Source organism: Candidatus Melainabacteria bacterium (assembly GCA_003963305.1).
In the GTDB taxonomy this organism is placed as follows: domain Bacteria; phylum Cyanobacteriota; class Vampirovibrionia; order Obscuribacterales; family Obscuribacteraceae; genus PALSA-1081.
In genome coordinates, this window is record RXJR01000020.1 from 21,266 (window position 1) to 46,205 (window position 24,940).

A 24,940-nucleotide genomic window follows, 5' to 3' on the forward strand; every position below is an offset into this window, starting at 1 on the left:
ATGCTGGTGGCATCGGACCAAGCCGGCTTGTGGATGGTCAACTCCTCAACATGGGCTGATGCAGACCACCAGCCCATGCTGTTATTTAGCAACCTAACCGATCAGGTTCATAACGATGTGCTTGATGTCGTTGCAGAAACCGTAGAGCATAAAGCACACCATCAACCCAGCGCCAATCTTCTGAGCAAGAATGCGCTTGGGCGCCGCGAGGGGTTTACCTCGCACCGCTTCGAGCAGGTAGAAGATCAGGTGTCCGCCATCCAGGACAGGCACAGGCGCAAGATTGATCAGACCCAGTCCCATCGAGATCACGAACAAGCTCCAGCCGTAATTGAACATTCCGGATTCGTAGGCAGCGGCACCTTGCTGAGCCATGTATATGATTCCACGCACCTCAATGTCGCTCGCCTTCAGAGAGTCAGGCTTTTTCACCAGGTGAAAAGCCATACCCAGCCCCTCAAACGTTTTGAAAAACGTCTCCTCAGTTTTCTCCCAGGCCAGGCTAAGCGTTTCGCCCAGAGGTCTCCGGTAAAAGACGCGCTCAATAATCGGGCTCGTCCGCATGCCGATGTGACCGTCACTGTCAGGGATAACCAACGCAGGCACAGAGATACCGCCACGATCAAGCATGATAGTGACAGGCGCACCCTTGTAGCGCTCCATGACCGACCTCAAAGCCAGTGGATCAGTGACACTTGTGCCGCCCACCGAGACGATTCGGTCGTTGATCATGATGCCCGAATTGCGAGCGATGGAAGGAACGTCAGAGAGTTCATCGACCACCGAACGTAATTCCTTGAGCGGCTGACCATAGTAGGCGTACAGTCCGAACAGCAAGATGAACGCCGAGATGACATTGGCAGCGGGACCCGCCAGAGCAACAAGAGCTCGCTGCCAGAGCGGGAAGACTTTCAAGCCCTCGAACTCACCGAACGTGATGCTCTCGTCGGCCAGCTCCGGTATGGAGACGAAGCCTCCAAACGGGAACCAACCGATGCGCCATTGCGTTTCCTTCCAAGTGCCGAGCACAAAAGAGTATTTGAGTGAACCGAAGCCGACGCTGAAGACGGGGGTCTGCATGCCGCAGCGCCGAGCCACTGACCAATGAGCGAGCTCATGGAAGGTGATCACCATCATGCAGCCAAACCAGATCGCTGCATATGCCGGCACACCGCCGCCCATGGAGACAACCGCCCGTTCCACCGATTCGATACCACCCATCCAGGCAAACGCCATGGCTGATGGTAAATGTCTGAGCAAACGAAGTTTCATTGCTGAAGCTCCTCTGTTGGGAAACGGTTTTACAACCGCCTCGCGTTTACATGCGATCTGAAATTATTCGATGTCGCAGGATGACTCGCCGCATTTGAGCTGATTTTCCATCTTCTCGATGAGAGGGAAAGTGCTCCGATAGAAGGAGAGTGCCGTGGCAGCCTCGCCCTCGGTGACAAGCTGATCGCCCAGATCAATTTGCCTCTGGGCTTCAGCAACCAGCGCCCTGGCTTCGACATTTTCAGGATGTTTGTTGGCATTCGCCAACGCCAGGCGATGACGGTGCAAAGCTTCCTGCCGATAGGTAAGAACCAATTCCTGCACAACAGGCTCGAGTCTAAAGACTTTGCCGGCGGTTCCAAGGGTGACAAACAAAGTGCAGGCGCTCCCGATCATGTTCAGCACAATCATCACGAGAAGCCAGGTGTGAGTATTTGAATGTCTCATTTTGAGTCTCCGTTTTTGATGTCAATTAGACATCGGTGATTGCGAGAAAACAAAACTGCTGCAAGCGGCAACTCCGCTAAGCGATTCGCCGCCTCAGATGCTATTCGTGCAGTATCACTGCCCGAGCAAGTAGCTTCCGATTCCATAGACCGCAATCAGACCAGCTTTTGCTTCCAGCTGGCTGAGAACTCTAGGAATCTTTTCTGCCTTGGTTGACTGATTGCTGTACCTGACACTGCTTCCGACGATGGCAGCAATGTCGAACTTGCGCCAGGATTCGCCGTCATAGACGACTCCTGTGAAAAATCCAGAGTAACCGCGCAAACGACATTTCCTGGTTTTGCCGGCGCGATTAGCCCGACCCTGTTCATCGAGGTGGCAATCGATTTTGATGTCACCTCTTTGAAGTTGGTCAGGCAATTTATACCGAGGATAGTACGGGGCGAGATACGCAGCCACATACACCTTGCCCGTGAGGGCAATCGGGTCTGTGTCCTTTTTCATAAGTTTCTCGCTAAGTTGCGAACAGTCACAGCACGTGACCATTTCATTTGTTAGAGCGTGGTGCGAAGCTGTTACTTGACGCGCCGCACCATGAATTCAGCAGAACACTGCCCGGGCAATCTGTCACCACATGTGACACTAAAGCCACGCTTGCGCATGATCTGAAGTGCCCGTGTTATCACTGATTGATCGGGCGCGACAAGAAGCTGAACCGCGATCAAACTATTGTTCTGAGCTGAGCCGCGGTCTTTCAACTCTACGACTCGACGTTCGAGTTGTTCGGCAAAGGCTTGAGCCTGAGCCTCAAATTCGCTGATATAGGCGTCGTTCACATATACATTCCAGTTGGCTGGAAGATATGGATTCCGCCTTCTCTCTATGCTCATTTGCGAACTCCTGACTTAATTTGGAGTAAACGCGGCCCTCCCGAATACGCACCATATCCGCACCGTGTGCGCATTCAGAAAAGTCGCGGCTTCAACGGCGGAACCAAAATCCCGCCGCTGATTGCTTGGGACTCTTGCCCGAACCGATATCAGTAGTCCGCGCAAAATGCCTCTAGACGCGGCAGCCGACCAGCCACAGTGAAAGGCATATCAACTTCGACGGCGCTGGAGACGACCACGAAAACCTTGTTCTCGTCATTGCAATCGAGCTTGCGTAGCTCGTCAAGCATTTTGTTTCCGAGTTCGTAGTAGTCGCTCTCCGACAAGCCAGTCGCTGTCCGCGAGCCGATCTCCTCGAAGTTCTGAATATACAGCAGCACCGGCGTTTGCAATCGCCGGCTCACCCGAATGGCGTTCTCGAATGCCGTTTTGACTGGGTTCAGCCGAGGTGAGCCGCGAAAGGTGGTGGAAAACACCAGAGCGCTTTCTTCGATGATGACCATGCCGGTCTGTGATGCGATCGACTGAACAAGGCTCACACGATCGGCTCCATTCAGGACGACGCCATTGATTCTGTGACCGCGATTGTCAACCACGGCACAGCCGAGCCGGCGCAATACATTGAGCTGAACGACCAGCTGCTGCAAACCGACGTTTTCGGCAGCGGTGGCGCCTGTAGTGACATTTTCCTTTGTCATACTTCTCTCCAATGGTCCATGATGAATTCATGAAGTTGCTTTGAATGCCCGAAAGGCAGACTCGTTAAGTCCGCCTTTCGACTTCTTGATGCGTCCTGCGTCAGACCTTCTTCTTCAGCAGAACACTGCGGACATGAGCGTTCAGATCCTCCACCTGAAAGCCCAGATCGCCCAGGCGCTTACGCGCCCTGCTAGCGTCGACCAGAGTCACCTTGTACATCGAAGCCGCGCTGTGACGAGGCTTCGACCCGCGGCCGCCACGGCGATTGCGCTTCTTCTTGCCGTCCCAAGCCATGTCCTGATCGGTGGCTTCGAGAAGAGCTTCCGCCATGTCGCGATGCGACCAGTCGTTTCGCTTATCCCGAAAGAAGTCGGAATATTCCACACACTCGGCACTGCGCTTGCCTTTGACGATGCGCCGGCTGCCGTCAGCATTCTTATCCGAAACCATAACGCCGTCGACCCAACGCTTGCTCCACCTATCGACGTAGGCGCGACGATTGCCGCCACGCTGTTCCTTGTTCTTCTTGAAACGCTCCTTGCGCCCGGGCAGGCGCACGAAACGCTCGGTCGAAAAACGCAGACGATCGTAGATGGGGCTCGGCACCAAGAGCGAGCTGGGGTCGCAATAGGGCACATAATCCCACCAGCTGTTGATTCCGAAGTCAGGATCGAACTCGCGCCGCGGGTCCACGAGCATCGCGGCCCGCAACCCGAGCGCCTCAAGCAGGACATCCGCGAGCGAGATTCCAGCTTCCGAGGAACCATACGCCGACGCCGACTCGGTCTCGGAGACCGAAGCCAGTTCCGAGTTGTAGCAGCGCGGATGATCGTCGTAGCACGGATCGAAATCGAAGTCGTCGTCTTCGAAGTCGGTGTCGTCATCGAAGCACGACTCGTGATCACGGGAGTCGTCATCGCTGTCATGCAGATCGTCATAGCGCTCCAACGCATATCGCCAACCATCCCCCCACCGGCGGTCGCCGCAGTAGTGAGTGAATCCGCTGCCGTAGCGCCAGTGATCCCAGCGCTCCTCGACGTAGGGGTCCCAGAGTTCAGAATCGCGGTCGTCATAATCGTCCGCATATTCGGGCTCAGGATTGTGCAAATTGGCAAGAGCTTCAGCGATCTCGGCGTCCAGCTCCTGTTCCTGAATACGCTCCCTCAGCTTGTTTCTGGTGAACTTGGACCTCGGCAAGGTCTTCGTCTTCTTCCCAATGCCCAGAACGGTGGCAGGCACGGTGGCAGACTGAGAGACAATGCTGATGATGAGGTTTTTCATATTCTGCTCCAGATTTCAGGATGCACCAGAGGAGTTCAGTCTCTGGTAATTGACACCACCTTTAGGCGCGAGGTGTTGCGGTTAAGCGCTTGCACGATGCGCCGGTCAGAGACCCATGCCTGTCTGACCTGTTCGGAATTTCACCGGTCCTGCCGCAGGATGGTGCGGCAGGATTACTCGACATAGCCGAAGCTGTTGCGTCAGTTCCAGCTCACCGGAACTACTTGCGACAAATCGGCGACTGTCCACACGCCTGAGAGCCAGAATCGACAGCGGACGCCGGAATGAAGGGCAGAGCCTTGGGGCTCGGACCAGGCAGGCGCAACGCTTCTTTCTGCGGACCAGTCAGGCGCAGCGACATTCCGTGCGGGCGGGGAGGCAGGTCGCCGCCCGCGTTGGACTCGAACGGCCGAGCCCAAGGCTCGAAATCTGCCAGCTCCGAACAGGGTTCGCTGCCACAGAAAAAGAGTCCGATGGCAGCGCCGACCAGAACGAAGCCTCCGATCAACCCCATTATGAACACCTGCATCGGGTCGGGCGAGAGCATGATCAGAGCTATTGCCAGGTTCGACAGCACCGCCGTGATGATCCAGTTGCCCGCATTGGACCGTTTGGAAGAATTCGGACCATCGAGAGAAACCCAAAGCGCCGCGACCAGGTTGAAGCCGATCACGAAACCGAGAATCACCGCGCCGATAGAGACGGAACCGAGGTTGTGGGCGAGAAACAATTGAAGGCTGTTCATAGCATTTTCCTTGGCGAGTTTTGCATCTGAGGTGAAGGTGATGAAAGAGAGCTCGACCCTCTTTCATCTTCTTGGTTGAGCTTCTCTAGTAATAGATAGCTCCACGCTCAACATAAAGCGTGTTGCCTATGCCGCCGTAGACGATGGAACCAGCGCGGCAGACGACGCTAAGTGAGCGTCCCGGGGAGCCTGACCCGAGGGTAACGAGGTGTGCGTCTTGCAAGTGCACGTTAGCCCGTGCTTTCACAAGCGCGGTGACACCGCAACCAAGGCGGAGCGTTGTGCGATCGCCGCCTTCAACGTAGGCTCCATACTCCGCCACATTGACGACAGCTGTACCAGCAGCCAAGACTTCCGATCCCTCGTACGCATACACGATCGAACCGTCATAAGCATAGACCCTGGAACCTTTGTAGGCATAGACGATAGATCCGCTTCTGGCATAGACCACCGACCCGCTGTAAGCCCAAACCACATAGTCGATTCCGACATCCAGTTTGGTTCCCTGACGAGCATGCAGATAATTTTTCGATTGAACTTCGTTCATGTCGAATCCGTTTCTTGGGGTGTAGGGTCGTTTCGAAGAGCCGACCCGAGCTGTTTCTTGTCACACTGAATTCGGATTTACGGCATTTATGATCTCCCTCTACGTCTGGCGTGGATAGTCGCCGACCATCCTGAATGCGCACACTTATGCGCATTCAGCAAAGCCGGGAAACCGGTCATGCAAGCCTGAGCTTGCATGACCAGATTTTGTTCAGATTGTCAAAGCTAGGCGCGCGGAATGATTGTGCCACCACGATTGGTGATGATCGAATCATTGGCTGCAAAGACCGTTGCGCCTTTCTCAGCCGTAACATGCGAACCAGCCTCAGCGAAGACTTTCGATTTGTCACCGGCAGTAACCGTCGACCCAAACTTCGCAAACACTACTGAACCGCTCTCCGCCCAAACCTTGGAACCGGCGTAGGCAATTACGTGAGCTCCGGCTTCGGCATGAACCTGAGAGCCAGCCTCGGCGAAAACCTGAGAACCACGGTGGGCAACAACGACCGACCCGTGTTTCGCATGAACCGTCGAATTGGCTTCGGCGACCCACTCTTGATTCGACAAAGCATCGACTGGCAGACCGGCTTTGGCGATATGCGGTTGCGACCGACGCGGACGAGATGTGCTTCTCGACATTTGCATCTTCCTTATCAGAGTGACTAACACCTTCTAGTGTCAGTCGTTTACAGAGCGGAAAGTCACTCGACTTTCCTGAATGTACACCAGGTTTTGATGCACATTAAGCAAAATCGCACTTATGACTGGGGCCGGCGATTGCCGACCCCAAAAATTGTGTGTTCACAGAAGCGGAATCTTGGCGCCGCCGATGGTGAAGACGAATACGACGTCGAACACCGCAAGCACAGCGAACCAGATCGAAGCCTGCCTCGCCTTGCGCATCCAGCCTTTGACCCGCGCGATGCGCGGATGCTTGAAGTCCCATTGCGCCTCCTCGTAAATGGCTCGCGCACGAGGGGTGGTTAAGAAGAACCCCGGATCGAGGTCGGCGAAGCGAATTGCTTTCTTGTCCTTCAAGCTCATGATCGTCTCCTGATTTAACGTTGGTTGAAAAATGATGTCGGGGCCGATGCACCGGTCCCGACATCGTGTTGAAGACTGGCAGTCGAACTACTTGCTTCGATCTTCTCGCATCATGCTGCTTTTGCCCTTCCTGTTCTTACGAGGCGAGAGCTGATCGAAGTCGTGTCCGGCGCCAACCAGCGCCATCAGCTGCTTCGTATTCTGACGAGCTTGCCGATGTTGATCGCGCTTCGCGCCGCCGTGAGCGCCGCGAGCCTGTTTGACGTTGGGGCCCTTACCGGCGACAGATGCCAACCGGGCCATATCTTGCACATGAGCACCACTGATAGTAGTGGGCGCTTTAGCTTTCTTCGACATTTGATGCTCCAATTTTCCATACACCGGTTACGATTTCGAACGCGCCAGAAACCAGCGCATAATCCGAATGACCACGACAGAGAACATAATCGCAACGCCCATGTAGACATAGTCGTGCGTGAACGCCGGCATGGCGAAACCCATCACCACAACCAGAGCGATGTACCCGAACGAGCAATCAGCCATCTCGTAAAGGGCGATTACGACGATAACCAAGCCAATCGCCATCTGCCACAATTCGGGCATGGCGGCGCAAGCATGCAAACTAGTCATATCATCCTCTTTTGTTGCGAAGAACGAACACATCACAGCGATGGGTCCGCGAAAGTCAAACGACTTTCTTGAATGCGCACCACCAGGATGATGCACATTCAGCAAAGTCGATGTGGGAGAAGCGAACTTTCGCTCCCTTCTCCCAGATCTCAATCAATCAAGCAGGGCACTGCACAAATGTTTGCCTGCTGCCCAGCAAGACACGCACCAGCAGAAGCGAATTGAAAGCGATAAAACCAACAGAGGGCATCGCCATTGCCATTCCGCCCGACTGGAACGCCATAACCGCCAGCACCGAGTGATAGACACAGCCGAAGCCGGCAGCCCATTTGCTGAAGAACAGAAACATGAGCGCCTTTACTGCCACGTTCGATTCGTAAGTCGTGATGAGGTCTCGCATCATATGCTCCTCATAAATTCCACGAAGAAGCTTTCGCTTTTCGCAGGAGTCGAAAAACTCCCCAGCCTAGACTTATTTGATTGAGCCTTTTTGACTCGATCAAATAAGCCTACGCGCGACTTCCATAAGTCACGCTGGTCCCTCCTGGACCAACCAGCACCTCCTTTCGACAGAGAGGCCCCACCGCCAGGGTCATATGACAGGGCGGATCGGGGAAATGGTTAGGAACTCCGGGACTGATTGCGCAGTCCCGGAGAAGTTGATCAGGTTAGTTGCATTGACGCGTCCGCCTCAGCAAGCGCAATTCGATGGAACGGCGCTTGCGAGTTTTCGAGCGAGTCGGATCGAAACGACGATTCTTATCCGCCCGATCTGCTTTGTTTTTCGGAACTGAATTGCTCATAGCATTTCTCCTTAACTGCAGCATTCGCTGCTGAATAAGCGCACATACGCTCATTCAGCAATGAAAGCGATAACTGGGAGATACGGGGCTGGCCAAGCCAGCCCCGTATCATGATTTACGCGCGCGCGCGGTGGACGCGGCGACTGGAGGCGCTGCGCCTCGTGGTGCGGATGTAAAGCTGCCTGTACCTCTCGGTCGACAACATTTCCATCGCACCTCCCTGCAGGCACGCGACCTCAAGCAGTCCCAGCCGAGCTTCGTGGTCCATACCGGCCAGCGAAACAGGGCTGACAACGATGTGCCGCCTGTCGCCATTCGGATTCGGCACTGCCGGACTCAGGATGCCGTACTTTTCGAGCATGTTTCCATCAAATTCGCGAATGACTGACATGATTCACTCCATCGATTTGAGCGAAGTTCGCTCGTTGTGGCGAGGCACCAGTGCCATCGCCAGTAATACCGGTTGCCACTGCAACCAGCAAGAAAGTCACCCGACTTTCTTGAATAAGCACAACATGCCCATTCAGCAAAGCCGAATTGTGTGATTGATGGCGAGCCCTGATTTTGAGCCCGCCATCAAAGTTTTCGCTAGGACTCGAAATCGAGTTCAGACACCGCAAGAAGAGCTCTGACCATCGCAATTTGGAAGTTCTCCGACACAAAGTCCGAGAACTTCCTTCGCAACATCGACGCCGATTGCTCAGATCTTCGCCAGGCTATCCTCGTAGTCCTTGATGAGGTCAGCCAGGTCGTTGCGCAGCGACAGGCGGGTCGACTCGAAGTCGTCCAGCTCGCCGACAAGCGTCACAACAGTCTCGATCTGCTCACGCATGACGACTCTAGCCAGGTCATGAAGGGCGTTTCCGTCTTCCGCTTGGGTGTCGTTGCGCCACCAGGCGTCGATGCAGAGAGCCAGCTCACTTTCGTGCTCGTTGAATGGACGGTCATCAGCGCTGAGATTCTTCCCTTCGGCGCGAAGCTCGATCACTCGACGAGCAGCATTCAGCGCTTGCTCGACAGAGCCGGTGATGATGGCAGCCAGCGATGCACGAGCGTTCTTCTCCTTTCCGCTGGTGTCCGCGATCATCTCCAGCACCTGTTCCAGCCCGCCGGCAACTGCCTTGATGTGATGGTCCGTGCAGGCAGCGCGGCTGCGCATCAAGTCGCGCCAGTCGCCCAGCTTCACAGTCTTCTGCTTCAGAGCGGCAGAATGAGGCTCGTCCAGAATCTGCCTGGCGCGAATCTCCACATCGACTTCGGCGCTATGGTTGGTCACGACGGACGATGCCGGCTGCGACGCCTCAGAAACACGGTCGACGCAGCGGATAACCCAGATCGTCTTGGCGCGATTTTCGCTGAGGACAATATACGTCCACGTTTCTCCATCCTCGGGCTGCCCACCAAACTTCTCCGAGGGGAAGGCAATGCGCGACGGAAGTCCGCGGTACTCGATGAAAGTCTTCACGCCACCGCCCTTCGCAGCGGAGAACTTCGCCTGGGGAAGGTTCGGGCTCGAGTTTGACATGGAACTCTCCTTTGTTATCGATTTAGACAAGTACTTAAATGTGCTTGCCAGAAAGTCGTCGACTTTCTTGAATGAACACATCATGCTCATTCAGCAAAGCCGAATTGTGTGATTGATAGCGAGCCCTGAGTTGAGCCCGCCATCAATTTGTCAGTTAACGCTGCTCGAATTTTTTCACGAACAGCTCCCACCAGGGATGACCGCCCCACCAGAGCGCACCGCCGACCACGCCAATGTATGCCACCATCGCCACCGGCAAAAGAACATCGACGGCGAAGTAGTCAAACCATCCAATCGAGCTGGGACTCGCGATCTGCCGAACCGCGAGGCGATCCATCGCCGCGATGATGTCCGTAACTTTGCCCTTGATTCCCAGAGCGAGAATAAGGGAGACAACGGCAACAAAAAGACCCTTGTCCAGGCGCTCGGTTTCAGATTTAGAGAGATTCATTGCACAAATTCCTTCTGTTCGAGTTAGCATGCCCTGACGAATTTGCCGTTTCTGCCGTACATGGCGTGATAACGTTCCATGAGACAATCGAAATCGTCACCGAACATAAACGCAGCCCCTTCGTAGTCCATCTTCTTCATCAGCGACTGCCCCTCGGCGTCCATGGCGGCAAGAGCCAGATTCCCGAGCCGAATAAAAATCACCATGCCGCTGATGAGGTGTTCGGCAGTGTCGGGAAGTCGTTGCTCCTTGCGGTATTGGTCGGTGCGCTGCCACTCTGTAAGGGGAGACAGGGCTTCCGTATAAGCCACATACGCAGCCTGCACCGCAGGTGTTGTACCTGGGTTCATGACCTCGCTCCTTTCCTTTTCGAAATATTGACCTTCCTGTCGAATCTCGGATTCGATCGATTTCGGGGGCCGACGGAGGAAAATTCGACGAGATAACCCCGATTTTCCAGACGCCGTTTGCCTTGCTCGATAGTCTCATCCGAGAAGTCGCTTGAGCAAAATTGCACAATGCAGGCGGAATCCTCACCCAACACATTCAGGCAATATTCACTGAATGGATCGGCTGTGGTTTGTCCGCCTACATCTTCACTCGTCCTTGCAGGTGCTCCGTATGACGGATTACTTGCTGACATAGCAAACTCCTTGCGAATTTGCAGGAGATGTGATCGAAACGCGAGTCAGACTCACGTTCCCAGATTGATGTGTCAGGCTTTGTTCTTGACGTAGCCGAGCAAACGCTGGAGCGTGTTGTGGAACGCTGATGATTCGTCGACGAACTTCAAGTTCGACCGAATGATCCTGCGCACATGAGTCTTCTCCTTTGCAGAAAGCTCCTGCTTCAACACTCGGCGGCGTTCCAGTTCGGCTCTCATATTGGCGATGCCCTCGACATCGACTTTGGACTTGGCCAGCTTCAAAGTCAGCAGATCGAAGTTCATTGTTTTGCCCTTTCAGTTTCGCGATATTGGTCGCACCAGGAAAGTCTGAATGACTTTCCTGAATGAGCACGAGCATGCCCATTCAGCAAAGTCATAGCGAATCGAGTTCTGCCTGTTGTTTGAAATCGAATTTTTGACACCTCGTGCGGCGAGGCAACAGCCGATACTGTTGCGAATTCTTTGTCAGCGAGGTTACTGTCTCTGGTTTGGTCCGTTGGTACGTCTACTGCGTGATGTTATATACATGTACTAAATGCCTAACAAAATGGTTATTATCGCGTCAAGAGATAGACTTATATTTCTATTTAGATCATATGCAAGTATCTTCAGAGTCAATTCACCACATTCAGTACCGATAACAGATTTGCTCGAGCTGATAATGAGCCTGTTTCTGGGGTACTCCAAATATGCTGGTGATGCCGATTTGCACAGAAATCAGAGCAACAAAACACCAGATTTAGCACTTAGCAAACGACCGTTCACGCGTAAATTGCCCATACAGATTCACACAGTTATGCGAGACCAATCAGAACTGAATCATGCGACTCAAACCAGCTTAAACAGCAGGTTACAGAATACGCTAGCTTCGCTACAGTTGATACTAAATATAGTGTCATACGCACAAACGAGCAGCTCGAAATTGATTCGAACCGCCCGCAAGACTTATGTGATTGATTGAAGTGGCTGAGAAGCAGCCTGGACCGTGATCACAGACTAATTATGACGTCATAAAATCGGTATAAAACGACACCAGACTCCAGGCAAAAAATGTCAGAGAGGACTTGAACCTGAACTTCCATCGAAAATCTGGCAACAGTCGATCAGCAAACTGCGCCAACTGCAACATGCGCAGCATCTGCGATATTGCCGTGTGAACGGGGCTTTCCAGAAATGACTCATTGTCATTTGCTAATTCTTGAATAAACTACAGGTACTCTTCTAAGAGCTTTTGATACCAGATCTAAAGTATTGGAATATACAGCTCATGATATGGGCTAATAACTTCTTATAGCTATATATACCCTTCGTAGTAACACGTATAACAGCATCAAATGTCATTCTCGCAGCAGCGCATGCCTGCGCTAGCCGCGCTCACCATTGCACCATATACGATACCAAAGCAAAAACGGATGATTCGAAGCCTGTCCGAATCATCCGCTTGTTATTTGTTTTTGCGCCGGTGCGTTACAACTTTCTTTCCAAATCCGCTTTAAGACCGCAAACAGTCTTACCCAGCAGTCTTACAGTAAATTAGGAAACATCAAATACACATAAAATAAGGGCTGCACGAGACACTCATTCAATCATACGAGCGCTCAGAAATCGGAAAAGCGACTGTTACAGAAAGAGCGTATGACTGACATAGCGAAAGGCATTGGTGCTTAGAATGGATATAAGCGAAGACGCCTGCCACCAGGCTGTCTTCTATTAGCACTTTAAGGGAAACGATGAACTTTAGCAGAGACACCATAGAGCACCATTTAAACGAGATGCGTGAGGCCGCAGAATGCCAGCGCTATGAAATCATGGAATTAGAATATAGACACGCTCTGGAACGAGCAGAGGCACTGGTAGGAGTTAATGGTCCATTGCTTCTGTTGCTTCTATGCATGGCCAACAACTACGAATCTCAGGACAAAATGATTCATGCTGAAAACTTCAATCGCCGAGCACGCGAAATGATCATCGAGGCCAAGCATTTGCATGACAACTGACTGTTGATCGCAAACGTTTCTTTACAAGTCTCAGACATTTTATATGTATTTGATGCCGCGCTTCATAAGCTTTGGGATGCTGAACTGTTTCTGCTATTCAGCCAGCAGAAATGAAGGTAGCTCTAGTTCAGTGCCACCAAATACAGTTGCGGGTAGTTCGAAGAAATTCGGGCTATCCGCTTATGGCTTTGGTACTACATGTGGTACCATCAACTAGCATAGCTCGCGCAGCCAAGCAGAGCTCCAATAGGCTTAAATTGGGCATCTTCACAAATTTCGTCGTCTGCTATCAGGAATTAGCGCAGCTTGCTCAACTTAGCGGAACCACCAGCGGTGCCTGAAATTGTCTAATAATCGCACGAACGTGATTCGACAATCGAAGTCGTAACTGCCCCTTAAACACACCATAAAAATCAGCAAGATGATTGCTCCATGAGCATCCGGCGCTGGTTTCAATAGGTCTGGTCAGGAACTTTTTGTCTCAGTGATACTCCCCGCTTAGAACTCCTTCGAGATCAGTTGTGATCAAACACTCAATTCTGATAAGCAGAATACATACTTACATCTAATTTTTTACAAGAGATATCATCACCAACTTGTAACGGCGTTTTATTCAAGAGCACTTTTGTTCAGCATGTCGCTGTTCTATCGCAACTCGGTCTGGCAGAATCGCTACTCTTCTGAGTATCGAGCTGCCTGGCTTCACAGGAACTCGAACTCTCGGGAGGGTGCTATGCACGACGAGAACAGCTCCAGAGGTCGTGAGCTGTATCATGAAATCTGGAAGACAATCGCCGCGCACTTCTATGATTTGCCGCGGCTGACGAATTGGGCGCACTGGGAACACCTGTACGATGAGCGCATAACGGACGATCAATCGGCACTGGAATTTGCGCAAATCATGGTGTCATCTCTGGGCGACCTATACACTCGGATTCTGCCGGCATCGGAACTGGATGCCCCGAGTCAGGGTGACGAGGCAGACGGTCACGTAGTGGCAAAACGCCTCAAGGGAAATATCGGTTACATCGCAATCAACAACTTCAGCGTCGGCAACATCGCAGACCTGACGGAAAGGGGTCTCAAGACCATCGCAGACTGTGATGGGTTCATTCTGAATCTTTCCGACAATCAAGGTGGCTCGCTCGGACGTGCAATCAACTGTCTGAGCCTGTTCATCGAGGAAGGTCCGCTGGCAGAGCTGGTTTTTCGCAGCGAATCCGGGGTCAATCTGCAGGAATTCTATCTGGTCAACGATGCGTGTATCATGGACGCCGCGCAACCGGATGGCTCCGTTGAGATGAGACCGTACGTGCGGCGCAGTTGTTTGATCGCCAATAAGCCTGTAGCCCTGGTCATCGGTCCTGATTCTGCCAGCTGCTGCGAAACGTTCATCTCAGCTATGCTGGCGAACCGGCAAAATGCCCATGGTTTCAAGGGAAGGAGTGGCAAGACGCGTTTCTGCTGGTCGTTCGGTGAACGCACCAGCGGTAAAGGCATTATGCAAGCCACTCATAACATACTCGAAGGTCGAGCCCGGCTGCGGGTTTCTGTCGGGAAGTTCAAAGCGCCTGACGGACACTGGTTCGGCGATGGTCAATCAGACCAGCGCGGAATTCGGCCGGACTATCGGGTGAAAGGGAGGCAACTAAAAGCTTGCAAAGTGGCTTTGCGGCATATGAGAAAGCATCTGGGTCAGACTGCCGCCGCTGCTTAGCAAGTTCGACTAATACCCGTGGGAGAATGGTCTCCCACGGTTGCAACCAATGTTCTAGCTTAAGGACGAAATCCATGCCTCAAGCCAGCAATTACAAAACATCGCCGCACGGCTCACTGCCGGAGGGCGCAGTCAATAGCGTTCTTCTCACACTGGCGAAGACCAACGCAACGTTCGCGCACGCCAATCCCGGCGAGCGCAACGCCAATCAGCCCGTTCACACGGTCTACGGCGGAGCGAACCTCTTCAAGGCTGACACAGCCGGGAAGCTGGGCAAACTCGGGCTGAAGGCGCTCACCACTTATGCGCCCAACTGGGTGGTTCTGGCCAGAGCGCTCAAGCTGCCAGGGTATGAGAAGATTCCCGAAAGCGATGAGGCAATCGCCGAGCTTCTTGAACTCGACGACCCGAGTCTTCGATCGCCGGAGTTCAACCTGCCGCACAAAGTCTATGTGCGTCTGGTCGAACGCCTCAAGTCAGCAACGGCAATCGAGGATCTGCGAGTCGACTTCGAGGACGGCTACGGCTACCGCAGCGATGCGGACGAAGACGCCCATGCGCACAGCGCTGCGCTGGAAATGGCGAAGGGTCTCACAGACAACACCCTGCCGCCATACATCGGCATCCGCATCAAGCCATTCACCGAGGAGCTCAAGATGCGCTCGGTGCGGACGCTCGACATCTTCGTGACGACATTGCTGCGCGCCACCGGCGGTATTCTCCCGCCGCACTTCGTAGTCACTTTGCCGAAGGTGACCACAACCTACCAGGTCACGGCTCTGGTCGAGTTGCTCAGGGAGCTCGAAAACGCAAGTGGGCTACGCCTCGGCACCATCCCGATCGAATTGATGATCGAAACTCCGCAGTCGATCATTGGTCTGGATGGTTATGTGCCGTTGCGCAATTTCGCAGACGCGGCCGACAGGCGGCTGCGCGGAGTTGCCTTCGGCACATATGACTACACGGCGCTGATCGGCGTCGCCGGCACGCACCAGGCGATGGGGCACCCGGCCTGTGACTTCGCCAGACAGGTAATGCTCACCGCGCTGAGCGGCACGGGCGTCTGGTGTTCGGATGGCGCCACCACCGCCATGCCGATCGGTCCCTTCACGGAGAAGGACCTGGGTCGTCCGCTCAACGAAGACGAGAAGGCGAAGAACCAGGAAGTTGTGCATGAGGCGTGGAAACTCGCCTACGACAACGTCATGGACTCGCTCATCATGGGGCTCTACCAGGGGTGGGACCTGAACCCCGCTCAGCTGGTGAGCCGCTATGCGGCGCTCTATGCGTTCTTCCTGGGCGGCATGCCCGAAGCGACGGAACGGCTCAGCCGCTTCGTCAACAAGGCGTCTCAGGCGACTCTGACCGGCAACGCGTTTGACGACGCCGCCACCGGTCAGGGCTTCCTCAACTTCTTCTTGCGTGCTCTCAGCTGCGGAGCTGCGACCGAAGAAGAAGTGCTGGAGACGACAGGGCTGACGCGGGCTGAGCTGCGCACTCGGTCCTTCAAGCAGATCGTCGATGCACGCAGCGCCAGGAACTCGGTCTGACAATAGTTGCCGACGGAAGTAACCCCGCCGGCGATTTGACAATGAGCATGGACACCACCCCCGGTGCCCATGCTCCCTTTCTCAACGCTCGTCGATGAATCGTGGAGAGTACGCAGCGATGCGTGGCTAATCAGGAGCACTCGACGTACGCATGAAGAGTGGAAGGAATTAAAATGGCTGCAATCATCAGACCCATGCGCATTGGCGATCTTCCCCAGGTCGTTCGCCTGGTGGAGAGCACCGAAGGACTCGCTTTCAAGAAGTGGGAAACCTTCCTGGTTCTCACCAGAACTCTTTTGCGCAATTGGGGTTTAGCTCAAGTGGCTGTTCTCAACGGCGAAGTCGTCGGTTCCGTTTTTATCGCCGAGGGGCTCATGGTCATGGTTCATCACCTGGTCGTCGCCCCACAGGCACGAGGACAGAATTTGGCAACCAAAATGGTGCAGGCGGGACTCCGCCGCGTCTACCGCAAGAAATGGGCTTCACGCCGCGTGTATGTGACGACGCTGCCCTCGAACATCGGAGCACAAATCTTCTGGTCAAAGTTCGGCTTTACGCACCAGGCACTCGGGTATCTCGTGCTCTTCACGCTCGACCTGGGCGAACAAGAATGGCTGTCGCAGCAATAGCGACAGCCAAGAACCCGTTTTATTGTCCATCGCAATAAGGAGCAGACCACTTGCGACGCGAATCGCTGTAACTCAGATCGGGCGCAAAGCGCCCGCCTGAGGAACAGAAACGGAAGGTTCGGCTCAGCGACTGGCTCCCTGGAGCGGGTCTCTGAACCGAGCCTTCCGCGGCACAGATGAACGTCACCGACGATCATCAAGTGAACGAGGAAAAAACGGAATGATAACAAGCAGTGACTATACTAGCGCGCAGAAGCGAGCTGGTAAGGAACTACTCCCCATCGAGAAATTCAAGGAGAGATTTCTTGCTTGCAATGCGCCTTACATCATCGTCGAAGCCGAAACCGGCAGCGGCAAATCCACAATGGTGCCATGGTGGTTGTTTGAACAGGGCAACCGAGTTCTCGTCACCGAACCCCTGATCGAGTCTGTCGTCGGCACAAGCGAATTCGTCGCCGGCATGATGGGCGTTGACCTGGGCACCACCGTCGGTTATCGCACCGCGGCCGAGAAGCGTGACAGCAAAGACACGCAGATTCTCTACGTAACCGATGGTCTGGCGCTGGTGCGTGCCCTGGCCGGTCATAATCACTTCGATGTTCTCGTCATCGACGAGTTGCACCAGTGGACGACCAATCAGAGCACACTGGAAGCCTGGGCCTGGAGCTTGCTTCAAGCAGGAGAAGCCCCGTTCAAGCGTATCGTGGTCCTCAGCGCCACTCTCGACTCAGCAGGGCTTTCCCGCAAGCGTGGCAACGCGCCCGTCTTCAAAATACCCGGGCGTCAATTCAAGATTGTCGACCGTGCCCGGGGTGAGTCTATCGAAGCTGATATCCGGCAGCTCGTCCGCAAAGGCTACGATGTCCTCTGTTTCCAACCGACACAGATGGCTATCGAAAAATGCCTGGAAGAGCTGCAGGGACTGAATGCCGAGTTGATCCCGTTCCACGGGCGATTGACTCGCGAAGAGAAAGACCTCGCGTACGTGACCACATATGCGCGGCCCAAGGTAATCGTCAGCACCAACGCGCTCGAGACAGGGCGTACTGTGCAGCCGAACAAGAACCGTCGCCTCGCCGTAATCGATTCCGGTCTGGAGCGGCGAAATGAGTTGAACAACGGCATCGAAGGCTCTTTCATCAGAGCCATCTCGATTGCTCAGGAAAAGCAACGTCGAGGGCGCACCGGTCGCGTGGGAGAAGGGCTGTTCATCAGTCATTGTCCCGAGTCGAACCGCGACGCCTACCCGGTGCCCGAGATGTTGAGGACTCAGCTTAGCTCAACGATTCTTCGTCTGGCTATCGCAGGGTTCGATGCGTCGGATCTGCCCTTCTTCCACGAGTTGTCTGAAGAGGCACTTGAGGAGGGCAAGCGGTCGCTGATCGCACTCGGAGCGTTCGACACCAATCGCAACGTTACCGACATGGGTCGCCGCATCGCTCGCTTGCCTGTCGACGTTCACATCGGCAGGATGGTCATGGAAGCCGAACGTCTGGGAGTGGTCGGAGACATTCTCAAAATCGCGGCTTGCATGACAGTGGGTGGTATCAGGGACAACACCGGACGTTGGCAACGCTTTACCGGGGAAACCATGAGTGACGCGCTCGCCGAACGTGACGTCTTCAATGCCATCAGTCGGCGGGGGTATATCTTCGACTTCGAACACCTGGGGGTCTTCGGCAAAGCCTTCCAGCAGGCAAGTTACCTGTTGGAAAAGCTCGATAGTGCCTGCTGGAACCTCGGCATCAAAACGCGCAGCTCGGGCAACCGGCTGGCTATAGCCCGCGCTCTCTGCGCGGGAATGGTAGACCACCTCTACAAAGTCGGAAAGGATGGTGAATACAGCAATCCGGAAAACCCACTGATGCGCGCCTTACACCATAAGAGCGTTCTGCGACGGCTCCCGGCTCGCCCTGACTGGGTGATCGGACAACCTCTGGACCTGGAGCTAGTCAATAAGCAAGACAAGAAGCAAACGCACCATCTGCTCACGATGGTGACGAGCATCAACCCGTCTCTCTTAATTGAAGCAGCACCACATATGGTGGCGTCGTCGCGGCGTAACTATCGCTTCGACGGGTCCAGGCAGAAAGTTCGCTGCGAGCACGTGCTCCTCTTCAACGGGCATGAGCTCGAATGCGAAGAGATCGAGGTCGATTGTGAGCTCGATCAAGAAGGACGACGCGTCTGGAACGAGGAGATGCAAGCTCGCATCTCCAGGCAGAAGGAGCTAGCCTGGAAATCATTCAGGCTGATCAACAGAGACCGACCGGTCGCTGTGCGTGGCTTGGAAGCGCTGCCGACACTGCCGGAACCCAAAGTTTTCGACCGGAAGTCCAATGCGCTGGCGTATCCGGCGTTGCGGATTCAGTCAAAAGCCTGGGTGATTACCTGGTTCAAATCAAGTCAGGAAGCGGCAGAGCAAAATTCCAGAGCGCTTGATGCAAAAGCCGTTCTCGATGTTCAAGAAGCATTGCGGCGCGCTGCCTGCGTGCCGCAGGAGCCTCAAACAACAACCAAGACGGCAAAAAAGCCGCGGTCAAACAAGTCAAACAAGCGCAGCCGGCGAGCCCGTGTTGGTCAGACTGCCACAGCGGAAACTCCGATGGAGTCGAAACTGATGGCTCTTGCGGCAGCCTTCAGCAAGCGCTAGTTCGCTCCGGCGCGATTACTAAGCGAGTCCGGATACAACCGGATGCACGACAAATGGAACCGCCCCCGGTCATCTCCGGGTGCGCAATCTAGCTCTGATGCAATCGGATGCGCTCGTACTGTGCGAGCGCATTGTCACAGACAGTTCAAACCAAAACAAGGAAGGAATACGAGATGAAAAATCAGCCCTGGGCCACTGCAGCCCTTCTTCTCATCATCATCGCCGTGGCTTTCGGCTTCGGTGTTCAGTTCAATCCGTGGGAAGAGAATCAGGCCCAGTTCAGCCTCTTCATCAACCAGCACAGCCTCTCGGCCGTTCCGAACCGCGTGCTCGCCTTCTATTCGCCGACCTACTTTATGCAGGCGGCCGGCGGATATGTCACGGCTCTGTTCATCCATCACGGCTGGTTGCATGTGATGGAAGCCGTTTATCCGCTTGCCTTTCTGGGCGCGTCGGTGGAGCGAGCCTATGGATGGAAAGGACTTCTGATCGCCTTCTTCGTGGGCGGCATTGGCGGCGAAATCGGCTCCAGTGCGATGCTTATCGCTCACACCGATGGCAACGGCAACATGGGCACGATCGGCGCGTCGCCTGCGATGTATGCGATCGTCGCCTTCTTCATCGTCGCCTATGCCCAGCGCTGGAAGACCTACTGGCTTCACCTTATTCTGGCCGTAGGAATCCTCGGGATCGAAGCCTACACGATTTTGGACCTGCTCTCGGATCCGAACGTCAAGAATGCGAGCAATCACGCTTCGCATGTGAGCGGATTCCTGATCGGTCTCCTGCTCGCGCTCTGGCTCCGTCCGACCAGCAAGCAGAAGCTTGCGGTCGCGAGCTGACCGAAGCTTACAAAATCGGCGACGGACTCAGCAGAGCCCGTTGCCACCACCTTTGGTGTGCCAGCCGCGATGAAATGTGTTTACCACCGCATCAGCACATCAATTCATCTCACAGCAAACAGAGGAACTACGATCATGCAGCATATATTCGTCTGGGAGGGCTCCCTTCCGAACAACTACCCGAGCCAGGCCAATCCTCACGTCAAAGAGATCGGCGCCTCAGTCGTTATCATCGCGCCGACGCTGAAGGTTGCCATCGAGCAACTGAAAAAGAAGATCATCCCCGGCGACAAATTCGGACCGTCGGCGCACTACCAGCAGATGGTCGAAGCTATGGCGACAACGAAGCCGACCAAATACATCCCCATCACCCTGCCCGGCGGCAACGGCGAGCCGCAAGTCCTCTCCGTGTCGATTGGCGCACACTACAACGACCCTCAGCCGCCGAGCACTACCTGACCCGACTCAGGTAGAACGCCAAAAACATTGGCTCGGGCTCTTCCAACAAGAGCCCGGGTCAATCTTTCTCAAAAAGGACAAACAACGCCCTTCAACAAACAGCAGCATAGGAGGCAACAATGATTGTCTGCTCCTGCAACATTCGCTCTGATACGGAACTGAAAGCGGAGGCGGCCAAAGGCACTCCCTGGGATGAAGCCGTGCTTAAACTGCCAGTCAGCAATGTCTGCGGTCGTTGCAAACATCTTTGCAAACCGATGTATCTTGAGGCCCTCAAACTGGCAGAATTTGAGCCCGAAACGAAAACTCCCCGCCGCCGTCGCAAAAAAAAACGCAACGGCGGTGCGGCTGGCTCGGAGACCTAGCGATATGAAGAACAGCGCATCGACGCTTGCAAACGGCATCACTTTTGGTGCCGTTTGGTCAGCGTCGATGCAGCTCTGGAATTCTCTAATCACATGATCGCTTCCGGCGATTGCTTGAAAAAAGGAAACTCCCATGAGCACTCAATTCGGAGAAGGTTATCTACAGTATCTGAAACTGGCACGCAGAGAGCAATTGCTCACACATGCCAGTTTTCTGATCACGACGGCCCAGTTCGCCATCGCGGTCAAATTACTCAACTTAACCGTGCGCTCAAACCCAGACATCGCTGACAAGATCATGGACTCAGGACTTCTCGTCTTCAGCATGTTCCTGATGCCTCTGTTTATACCAGGCAGAGGCAGAGCTGTCGCAATCAACATGCCACTGCTAGCGCTGAACCTGGCATTAGCGTGTCATGCTTATCCTGAAATGGTCTCTTTCAAGACCTTCGGAATATGGACGGGTCCGCTGTTTTCGCTCGCACTGTCGGTCGGCAGCTTTCTACTTGTCCTCCCGTCTGACCTGAGCACCGATTGGAGGAGAGAAGGAGATCAGCTCGATCTCAAGCACTGGCTTAAGGCTAGAGCGATCACAAATCTACTAGCTTTTGCCCATGACTCGGTAACCTTTATTCTCGTGGTGCAAGTCTTCACCATGTCACTTCAATGGTGGTGGCTTCCCGTCACGGTAATCTTCTTCCTGGCAGGAGTCTCATACAATTTCTGCAGAAACTGCATGGCATTCTGGCTAGAGAACATTCAAACGATCGAAGCTCCGTCTTTTCTCTCATCATTGATTGAAAAGAGCGGGGTTCAGAATCTGCAACTTTTTAGGTACACGAAAACTCATGAGCTTGGAGAAGCTACCGACGCTTGGGTTCATTCTATAGCAGGTAAAACCATCATCGGACTGAGAGACGATCTCTTACTGGACAAGGAGACCAAAATACAGTTTGCTCTGGCACACGAACTTGGTCACGTGAAGCATCATGACACGTTGAACAGATGTTTCCTGGGCGCTATCTTCCACCTCGTGACATTGAGCGGGTTGGCAGCCTTATGGCAGATTGAACTGGGCGTGCGTGTCGAAGAGATGTCTCCAACCGTCTTGCTGCCCATAGTTGTGCTGCTCGCATTTATATCAAGCCCGATGTTCTCAATGTTTGAGAACTGGTACTGTCGCTACATCGAGCGGAGGGCGGACGAATACGCAGTCGAATTGATGGGAACTGCGACTGGAATGATTGAGGCCTTCAGTGAGTTAATTGAGCTGGAAGAGCCGACCCACATGCATGTCGAAACGGAGACGGAAGAACCACACCACCACACGAAAGTGTCTGAGGTTCACCCGCTAATCTCGTTTATCACGGGTGGCACTCATCCCTCTCATGCAGAACGCCTGGAAACAGCAAAACGGCTTGCTCTGTCGTTTGACCACAAGGCCGCGGCCTGATTCATACATGCGCCCGGGTCAGCCCGGGCGCATGCAAGCTTCCGAGATGGATGCGAAAGACATCTATACCCAGGAGTTTTTATTTTCTGCAGTTATAATAGACCGGTCTATTAGCATCAAAATAGCCAAATAAGTACACCTGAGAGAAAGACTCTGCACAAACTATTGAACTAGCTCTCAAAATCATCCAAACTTACACATCCACATACATCAAAGCCCATGCCACTAATAGCCGGACCCAAGCTGACAAACTTTGAAGACGTGCACCCTGACTTGCGAAAAGAAGCAATTGGTCTGATTGCAGACGTACTTGCAAAGTCGAAAAGCTCGAATCGCCCCCGCCTAATTCATCTCTGCGGTATACCGGGTGCAGGAAAAACTCGCTATGCCAAACAGTGGATCAGCCAAAATTGCGACTTTGTATGCGTGCAATTCGATACCGTGATGGAACAGCTCTCAGGTTACTGCCGCGACCGTTCCGAATTGGGTCTGGCTAAGGCTTTCCAAAAATGGGAACTTCCGGCGCGCGCAATTGGGTACCACCTGTTTCAATCGCTGGTGGAAAACAGAAGAAACATTCTGTTTGACCACAGTGCCACTTCGAAATCACATATAGAGCTCATTCAGAACGTTAAAAACATGGGCTACCACACTGAAATGCACTATCTAAGCTGCTCTCCAGATGAAGCCATACGACGCGTTCAGCAAAGAGAAAAAATCATTCAGCGACATACACCAGAGAAGCTGATTCACGACAGACACAACGCACTACCTGAACTTTTGCCAGTTTACGAGAGTTTGGTCGACTTGTTTGTCTCAGTAAGTTAACTGGTCAGTTCGCCGGAGCAACATACATGACCGATGCAAGCAAGAACAGGAAGACCGTTCTTATAACAGGAGCAGCAGGCAACATCGGAACGAAACTGCGAAGACACCTTCATGGACGATACACGCTTCGACTTTTAGACATCAATGGTGGCGATCCTGATGAATCGCCTGAAATTATTCCTATAGATTTGAGCACCTGGAGCGATGCACTGCTCGAGCTGTTTGCCGGAGTTGATGCCGTTGTTCATCTCGCCGCTGATCCGCACGAAAACAAATCCTGGCAAGAACTTATCTCTCCCAATCTAGACGCTCTGAATAACGTCTTCATCGCAGCAACCAAAACCAATGTGCCAAGGGTCGTTTTTGCCAGCTCAAATCATCTCATGGGAGGCTATTCAATTGAGACCCACACTGGCAGATGGCTGACTACGAATCTCCCGCCCAGACCGGGCACTCGTTACAAAACCGATGACGGCGAGGCACACGATAGCACTGCATACGGTGCTATGAAGTTGTGCGGCGAAAGACTCGGGAAGTGTTACGCTGAAGCCGCAAAGGGAGTCTGCATTGCAATCCGCATTGGCTGGGTCAATCATATCGGAGAGAATCGAATTGAAGATCTGCCCTCAGAAGCGAGCCTATGGTTCAAGCGAATGTGGCTATCGACGAAAGATCTGTGCCAGCTGATGGAACAGGCAATTACTGTTCAGCAAAAGCCCGGCTCATTTTTCGTTGTAAATGGAATGTCCGACAACAAGAATATGGTCTGGGACATAGAGAGCACGAAAACACTGCTCGGATACGAGCCCCAAGATGGTCTCGAGTTCTGAGTAGGACTCGACACTGATAGCCCTCGCAATATCTTCTACTACATTAATTTCGTGGAGCAGCGTTGGTTTGAATGAACTTTTTTAGTTCGTGCAACGTATGTAATGTTGTTAAATAACAGCAGGAGGTCTTGCATGAACGAATTGATTGCTGTCTTACGTGATGAATTTCGTACCGGCTTCGACAAGCTGGGCGGTCTAATCGCGGACACAAACAATCGCCTTGCTACCACCAATGAAAAATTGGAAGAGCTGCGAGTCGACCTGACGAGTCGCATCGATAACACCAATCAAAAACTTGAAACTACAAACGAAAGAATTGACCAAACCAACGCGAAAATTGACCAAACAAACGAAAGAATCGATCAAACCAATCAACGCCTTGATCGAACAAACGAACGCCTCGACCAAACAATCGAACGACTCGACCAAACAAACGAGCGACTCGACCAAACAAACGAGCGTCTTGACCAGGCAATTGTTCAAATTGGTCAAACCAATCAGCGCATAGACCAGACAAACGAGCGTCTCGACCTGGCAATTGTTCAAATCGGTCAAACCAATCAGCGCATAGACCAGACAAACGAACGTCTCGACCTGGCAATTGTTCAAATCGGTCA

The 24,940-nt window shown here is 53.5% G+C and carries 30 protein-coding genes; 12 read left to right on the top strand and 18 right to left on the bottom strand.

Annotation, left to right across the window (positions count from 1 at the left end):
- Window positions 1-93 precede the first annotated feature (93 nt).
- The 18 genes from EKK48_19070 to EKK48_19155 form a co-directional block, all read right to left on the bottom strand.
- Window positions 94-1,272, bottom strand: a complete 1,179-nt coding sequence (locus EKK48_19070) for an RIP metalloprotease (protein ID RTL39152.1) — start codon at window positions 1,270-1,272, stop codon at window positions 94-96.
- 63 nt (window positions 1,273-1,335) lie between these two features.
- A complete protein-coding gene (locus EKK48_19075) occupies window positions 1,336-1,719 on the bottom strand; it encodes a hypothetical protein (protein RTL39153.1) in 384 nt (127 codons plus the stop codon).
- Between the two features lie 114 nt (window positions 1,720-1,833).
- Complete coding sequence (locus EKK48_19080; GenBank protein RTL39154.1) at window positions 1,834-2,223, bottom strand: hypothetical protein; 390 nt, start codon at window positions 2,221-2,223, stop codon at window positions 1,834-1,836.
- 71 nt (window positions 2,224-2,294) lie between these two features.
- The gene (locus EKK48_19085) at window positions 2,295-2,609 is read right to left on the bottom strand and encodes a hypothetical protein (protein ID RTL39155.1); all 315 of its coding nucleotides are present in this window, start codon (window positions 2,607-2,609) and stop codon (window positions 2,295-2,297) included.
- Window positions 2,610-2,758: 149 nt separating this feature from the next.
- Window positions 2,759-3,307, bottom strand: coding sequence for a hypothetical protein (locus EKK48_19090; protein RTL39156.1), 549 nt, complete (start codon window positions 3,305-3,307; stop codon window positions 2,759-2,761).
- A 100-nt stretch (window positions 3,308-3,407) separates the two neighbouring features.
- Window positions 3,408-4,589 carry a hypothetical protein gene (locus EKK48_19095; protein ID RTL39157.1) on the bottom strand — a complete coding sequence of 394 codons (1,182 nt, stop codon included), beginning with the start codon at window positions 4,587-4,589 and terminating at the stop codon, window positions 3,408-3,410.
- Window positions 4,590-4,809: 220 nt separating this feature from the next.
- Window positions 4,810-5,334: a hypothetical protein gene (locus EKK48_19100; protein RTL39158.1), complete on the bottom strand. Its 525-nt coding sequence runs from the start codon at window positions 5,332-5,334 to the stop codon at window positions 4,810-4,812.
- Between the two features lie 85 nt (window positions 5,335-5,419).
- On the bottom strand, window positions 5,420-5,881 hold the full coding sequence (locus EKK48_19105; GenBank protein ID RTL39159.1) for a hypothetical protein: 462 nt from the start codon (window positions 5,879-5,881) through the stop codon (window positions 5,420-5,422).
- A gap of 224 nt (window positions 5,882-6,105) precedes the next feature.
- Entirely contained in the window at window positions 6,106-6,519 is a 414-nt protein-coding gene (locus tag EKK48_19110; protein RTL39160.1) for a hypothetical protein, read from the bottom strand.
- A 162-nt stretch (window positions 6,520-6,681) separates the two neighbouring features.
- Window positions 6,682-6,924, bottom strand: a complete 243-nt coding sequence (locus tag EKK48_19115; GenBank protein RTL39161.1) for a hypothetical protein — start codon at window positions 6,922-6,924, stop codon at window positions 6,682-6,684.
- 87 nt (window positions 6,925-7,011) lie between these two features.
- Entirely contained in the window at window positions 7,012-7,281 is a 270-nt protein-coding gene (locus tag EKK48_19120) for a hypothetical protein (GenBank protein RTL39162.1), read from the bottom strand.
- 27 nt (window positions 7,282-7,308) lie between these two features.
- A complete protein-coding gene (locus EKK48_19125; GenBank protein ID RTL39163.1) occupies window positions 7,309-7,554 on the bottom strand; it encodes a hypothetical protein in 246 nt (81 codons plus the stop codon).
- A 157-nt stretch (window positions 7,555-7,711) separates the two neighbouring features.
- The gene (locus tag EKK48_19130; GenBank protein RTL39164.1) at window positions 7,712-7,957 is read right to left on the bottom strand and encodes a hypothetical protein; all 246 of its coding nucleotides are present in this window, start codon (window positions 7,955-7,957) and stop codon (window positions 7,712-7,714) included.
- A 515-nt stretch (window positions 7,958-8,472) separates the two neighbouring features.
- Window positions 8,473-8,748 carry a hypothetical protein gene (locus tag EKK48_19135; GenBank protein RTL39165.1) on the bottom strand — a complete coding sequence of 92 codons (276 nt, stop codon included), beginning with the start codon at window positions 8,746-8,748 and terminating at the stop codon, window positions 8,473-8,475.
- A gap of 309 nt (window positions 8,749-9,057) precedes the next feature.
- Entirely contained in the window at window positions 9,058-9,966 is a 909-nt protein-coding gene (locus EKK48_19140) for a hypothetical protein (GenBank protein RTL39166.1), read from the bottom strand.
- A gap of 70 nt (window positions 9,967-10,036) precedes the next feature.
- Window positions 10,037-10,333: a hypothetical protein gene (locus EKK48_19145; protein ID RTL39167.1), complete on the bottom strand. Its 297-nt coding sequence runs from the start codon at window positions 10,331-10,333 to the stop codon at window positions 10,037-10,039.
- Window positions 10,334-10,356: 23 nt separating this feature from the next.
- A complete protein-coding gene (locus EKK48_19150; GenBank protein RTL39168.1) occupies window positions 10,357-10,683 on the bottom strand; it encodes a hypothetical protein in 327 nt (108 codons plus the stop codon).
- 365 nt (window positions 10,684-11,048) lie between these two features.
- A complete protein-coding gene (locus tag EKK48_19155; GenBank protein RTL39169.1) occupies window positions 11,049-11,282 on the bottom strand; it encodes a hypothetical protein in 234 nt (77 codons plus the stop codon).
- 1,448 nt (window positions 11,283-12,730) lie between these two features.
- Between EKK48_19155 and EKK48_19160 the strand changes: the two genes are divergently transcribed.
- The 12 genes from EKK48_19160 to EKK48_19215 form a co-directional block, all read left to right on the top strand.
- Window positions 12,731-12,997, top strand: coding sequence for a hypothetical protein (locus EKK48_19160; protein RTL39170.1), 267 nt, complete (start codon window positions 12,731-12,733; stop codon window positions 12,995-12,997).
- Between the two features lie 625 nt (window positions 12,998-13,622).
- Entirely contained in the window at window positions 13,623-14,714 is a 1,092-nt protein-coding gene (locus tag EKK48_19165; GenBank protein ID RTL39171.1) for a hypothetical protein, read from the top strand.
- 74 nt (window positions 14,715-14,788) lie between these two features.
- Entirely contained in the window at window positions 14,789-16,264 is a 1,476-nt protein-coding gene (locus tag EKK48_19170) for a phosphoenolpyruvate kinase (GenBank protein RTL39172.1), read from the top strand.
- A gap of 173 nt (window positions 16,265-16,437) precedes the next feature.
- Window positions 16,438-16,893 carry a GNAT family N-acetyltransferase gene (locus EKK48_19175; protein RTL39173.1) on the top strand — a complete coding sequence of 152 codons (456 nt, stop codon included), beginning with the start codon at window positions 16,438-16,440 and terminating at the stop codon, window positions 16,891-16,893.
- Between the two features lie 220 nt (window positions 16,894-17,113).
- Window positions 17,114-19,546: a DEAD/DEAH box helicase gene (locus EKK48_19180; protein RTL39174.1), complete on the top strand. Its 2,433-nt coding sequence runs from the start codon at window positions 17,114-17,116 to the stop codon at window positions 19,544-19,546.
- Window positions 19,547-19,653: 107 nt separating this feature from the next.
- Window positions 19,654-20,388 (top strand): rhomboid family intramembrane serine protease, encoded by a 735-nt coding sequence (locus EKK48_19185; protein RTL39175.1) that lies wholly within the window; start codon window positions 19,654-19,656, stop codon window positions 20,386-20,388.
- 69 nt (window positions 20,389-20,457) lie between these two features.
- Window positions 20,458-20,847, top strand: a complete 390-nt coding sequence (locus EKK48_19190) for a hypothetical protein (protein ID RTL39176.1) — start codon at window positions 20,458-20,460, stop codon at window positions 20,845-20,847.
- A 119-nt stretch (window positions 20,848-20,966) separates the two neighbouring features.
- Window positions 20,967-21,212: a hypothetical protein gene (locus EKK48_19195; protein RTL39177.1), complete on the top strand. Its 246-nt coding sequence runs from the start codon at window positions 20,967-20,969 to the stop codon at window positions 21,210-21,212.
- A gap of 133 nt (window positions 21,213-21,345) precedes the next feature.
- The gene (locus tag EKK48_19200; protein RTL39178.1) at window positions 21,346-22,665 is read left to right on the top strand and encodes a hypothetical protein; all 1,320 of its coding nucleotides are present in this window, start codon (window positions 21,346-21,348) and stop codon (window positions 22,663-22,665) included.
- 219 nt (window positions 22,666-22,884) lie between these two features.
- Complete coding sequence (locus EKK48_19205) at window positions 22,885-23,493, top strand: ATP-binding protein (protein RTL39179.1); 609 nt, start codon at window positions 22,885-22,887, stop codon at window positions 23,491-23,493.
- Window positions 23,494-23,519: 26 nt separating this feature from the next.
- Window positions 23,520-24,323, top strand: coding sequence for an NAD(P)-dependent oxidoreductase (locus EKK48_19210; GenBank protein ID RTL39180.1), 804 nt, complete (start codon window positions 23,520-23,522; stop codon window positions 24,321-24,323).
- A 102-nt stretch (window positions 24,324-24,425) separates the two neighbouring features.
- A partial coding sequence (locus tag EKK48_19215) for a hypothetical protein (GenBank protein RTL39328.1) occupies window positions 24,426-24,940 on the top strand: 515 nt, incomplete at its 3' end.

Coding starts and splice junctions, on each gene's coding strand:
- EKK48_19195 (RTL39177.1), top strand. CDS start 20,967: ATGATTGTCTGCTCCTGCAACATTCGCTCTGATACGGAACTGAAAGCG.
- EKK48_19170 (RTL39172.1), top strand. CDS start 14,789: ATGCCTCAAGCCAGCAATTACAAAACATCGCCGCACGGCTCACTGCCG.
- EKK48_19200 (RTL39178.1), top strand. CDS start 21,346: ATGAGCACTCAATTCGGAGAAGGTTATCTACAGTATCTGAAACTGGCA.
- EKK48_19110 (RTL39160.1), bottom strand. CDS start 6,519: ATGTCGAGAAGCACATCTCGTCCGCGTCGGTCGCAACCGCATATCGCC.
- EKK48_19070 (RTL39152.1), bottom strand. CDS start 1,272: ATGAAACTTCGTTTGCTCAGACATTTACCATCAGCCATGGCGTTTGCC.
- EKK48_19085 (RTL39155.1), bottom strand. CDS start 2,609: ATGAGCATAGAGAGAAGGCGGAATCCATATCTTCCAGCCAACTGGAAT.
- EKK48_19185 (RTL39175.1), top strand. CDS start 19,654: ATGCGCTCGTACTGTGCGAGCGCATTGTCACAGACAGTTCAAACCAAA.
- EKK48_19135 (RTL39165.1), bottom strand. CDS start 8,748: ATGTCAGTCATTCGCGAATTTGATGGAAACATGCTCGAAAAGTACGGC.
- EKK48_19155 (RTL39169.1), bottom strand. CDS start 11,282: ATGAACTTCGATCTGCTGACTTTGAAGCTGGCCAAGTCCAAAGTCGAT.
- EKK48_19160 (RTL39170.1), top strand. CDS start 12,731: ATGAACTTTAGCAGAGACACCATAGAGCACCATTTAAACGAGATGCGT.
- EKK48_19130 (RTL39164.1), bottom strand. CDS start 7,957: ATGATGCGAGACCTCATCACGACTTACGAATCGAACGTGGCAGTAAAG.
- EKK48_19205 (RTL39179.1), top strand. CDS start 22,885: ATGCCACTAATAGCCGGACCCAAGCTGACAAACTTTGAAGACGTGCAC.
- EKK48_19125 (RTL39163.1), bottom strand. CDS start 7,554: ATGACTAGTTTGCATGCTTGCGCCGCCATGCCCGAATTGTGGCAGATG.
- EKK48_19115 (RTL39161.1), bottom strand. CDS start 6,924: ATGAGCTTGAAGGACAAGAAAGCAATTCGCTTCGCCGACCTCGATCCG.
- EKK48_19150 (RTL39168.1), bottom strand. CDS start 10,683: ATGAACCCAGGTACAACACCTGCGGTGCAGGCTGCGTATGTGGCTTAT.
- EKK48_19180 (RTL39174.1), top strand. CDS start 17,114: ATGATAACAAGCAGTGACTATACTAGCGCGCAGAAGCGAGCTGGTAAG.
- EKK48_19210 (RTL39180.1), top strand. CDS start 23,520: ATGACCGATGCAAGCAAGAACAGGAAGACCGTTCTTATAACAGGAGCA.
- EKK48_19105 (RTL39159.1), bottom strand. CDS start 5,881: ATGAACGAAGTTCAATCGAAAAATTATCTGCATGCTCGTCAGGGAACC.
- EKK48_19090 (RTL39156.1), bottom strand. CDS start 3,307: ATGACAAAGGAAAATGTCACTACAGGCGCCACCGCTGCCGAAAACGTC.
- EKK48_19175 (RTL39173.1), top strand. CDS start 16,438: ATGGCTGCAATCATCAGACCCATGCGCATTGGCGATCTTCCCCAGGTC.
- EKK48_19095 (RTL39157.1), bottom strand. CDS start 4,589: ATGAAAAACCTCATCATCAGCATTGTCTCTCAGTCTGCCACCGTGCCT.
- EKK48_19080 (RTL39154.1), bottom strand. CDS start 2,223: ATGAAAAAGGACACAGACCCGATTGCCCTCACGGGCAAGGTGTATGTG.
- EKK48_19120 (RTL39162.1), bottom strand. CDS start 7,281: ATGTCGAAGAAAGCTAAAGCGCCCACTACTATCAGTGGTGCTCATGTG.
- EKK48_19075 (RTL39153.1), bottom strand. CDS start 1,719: ATGAGACATTCAAATACTCACACCTGGCTTCTCGTGATGATTGTGCTG.
- EKK48_19190 (RTL39176.1), top strand. CDS start 20,458: ATGAAATGTGTTTACCACCGCATCAGCACATCAATTCATCTCACAGCA.
- EKK48_19100 (RTL39158.1), bottom strand. CDS start 5,334: ATGAACAGCCTTCAATTGTTTCTCGCCCACAACCTCGGTTCCGTCTCT.
- EKK48_19145 (RTL39167.1), bottom strand. CDS start 10,333: ATGAATCTCTCTAAATCTGAAACCGAGCGCCTGGACAAGGGTCTTTTT.
- EKK48_19140 (RTL39166.1), bottom strand. CDS start 9,966: ATGATGTGTTCATTCAAGAAAGTCGACGACTTTCTGGCAAGCACATTT.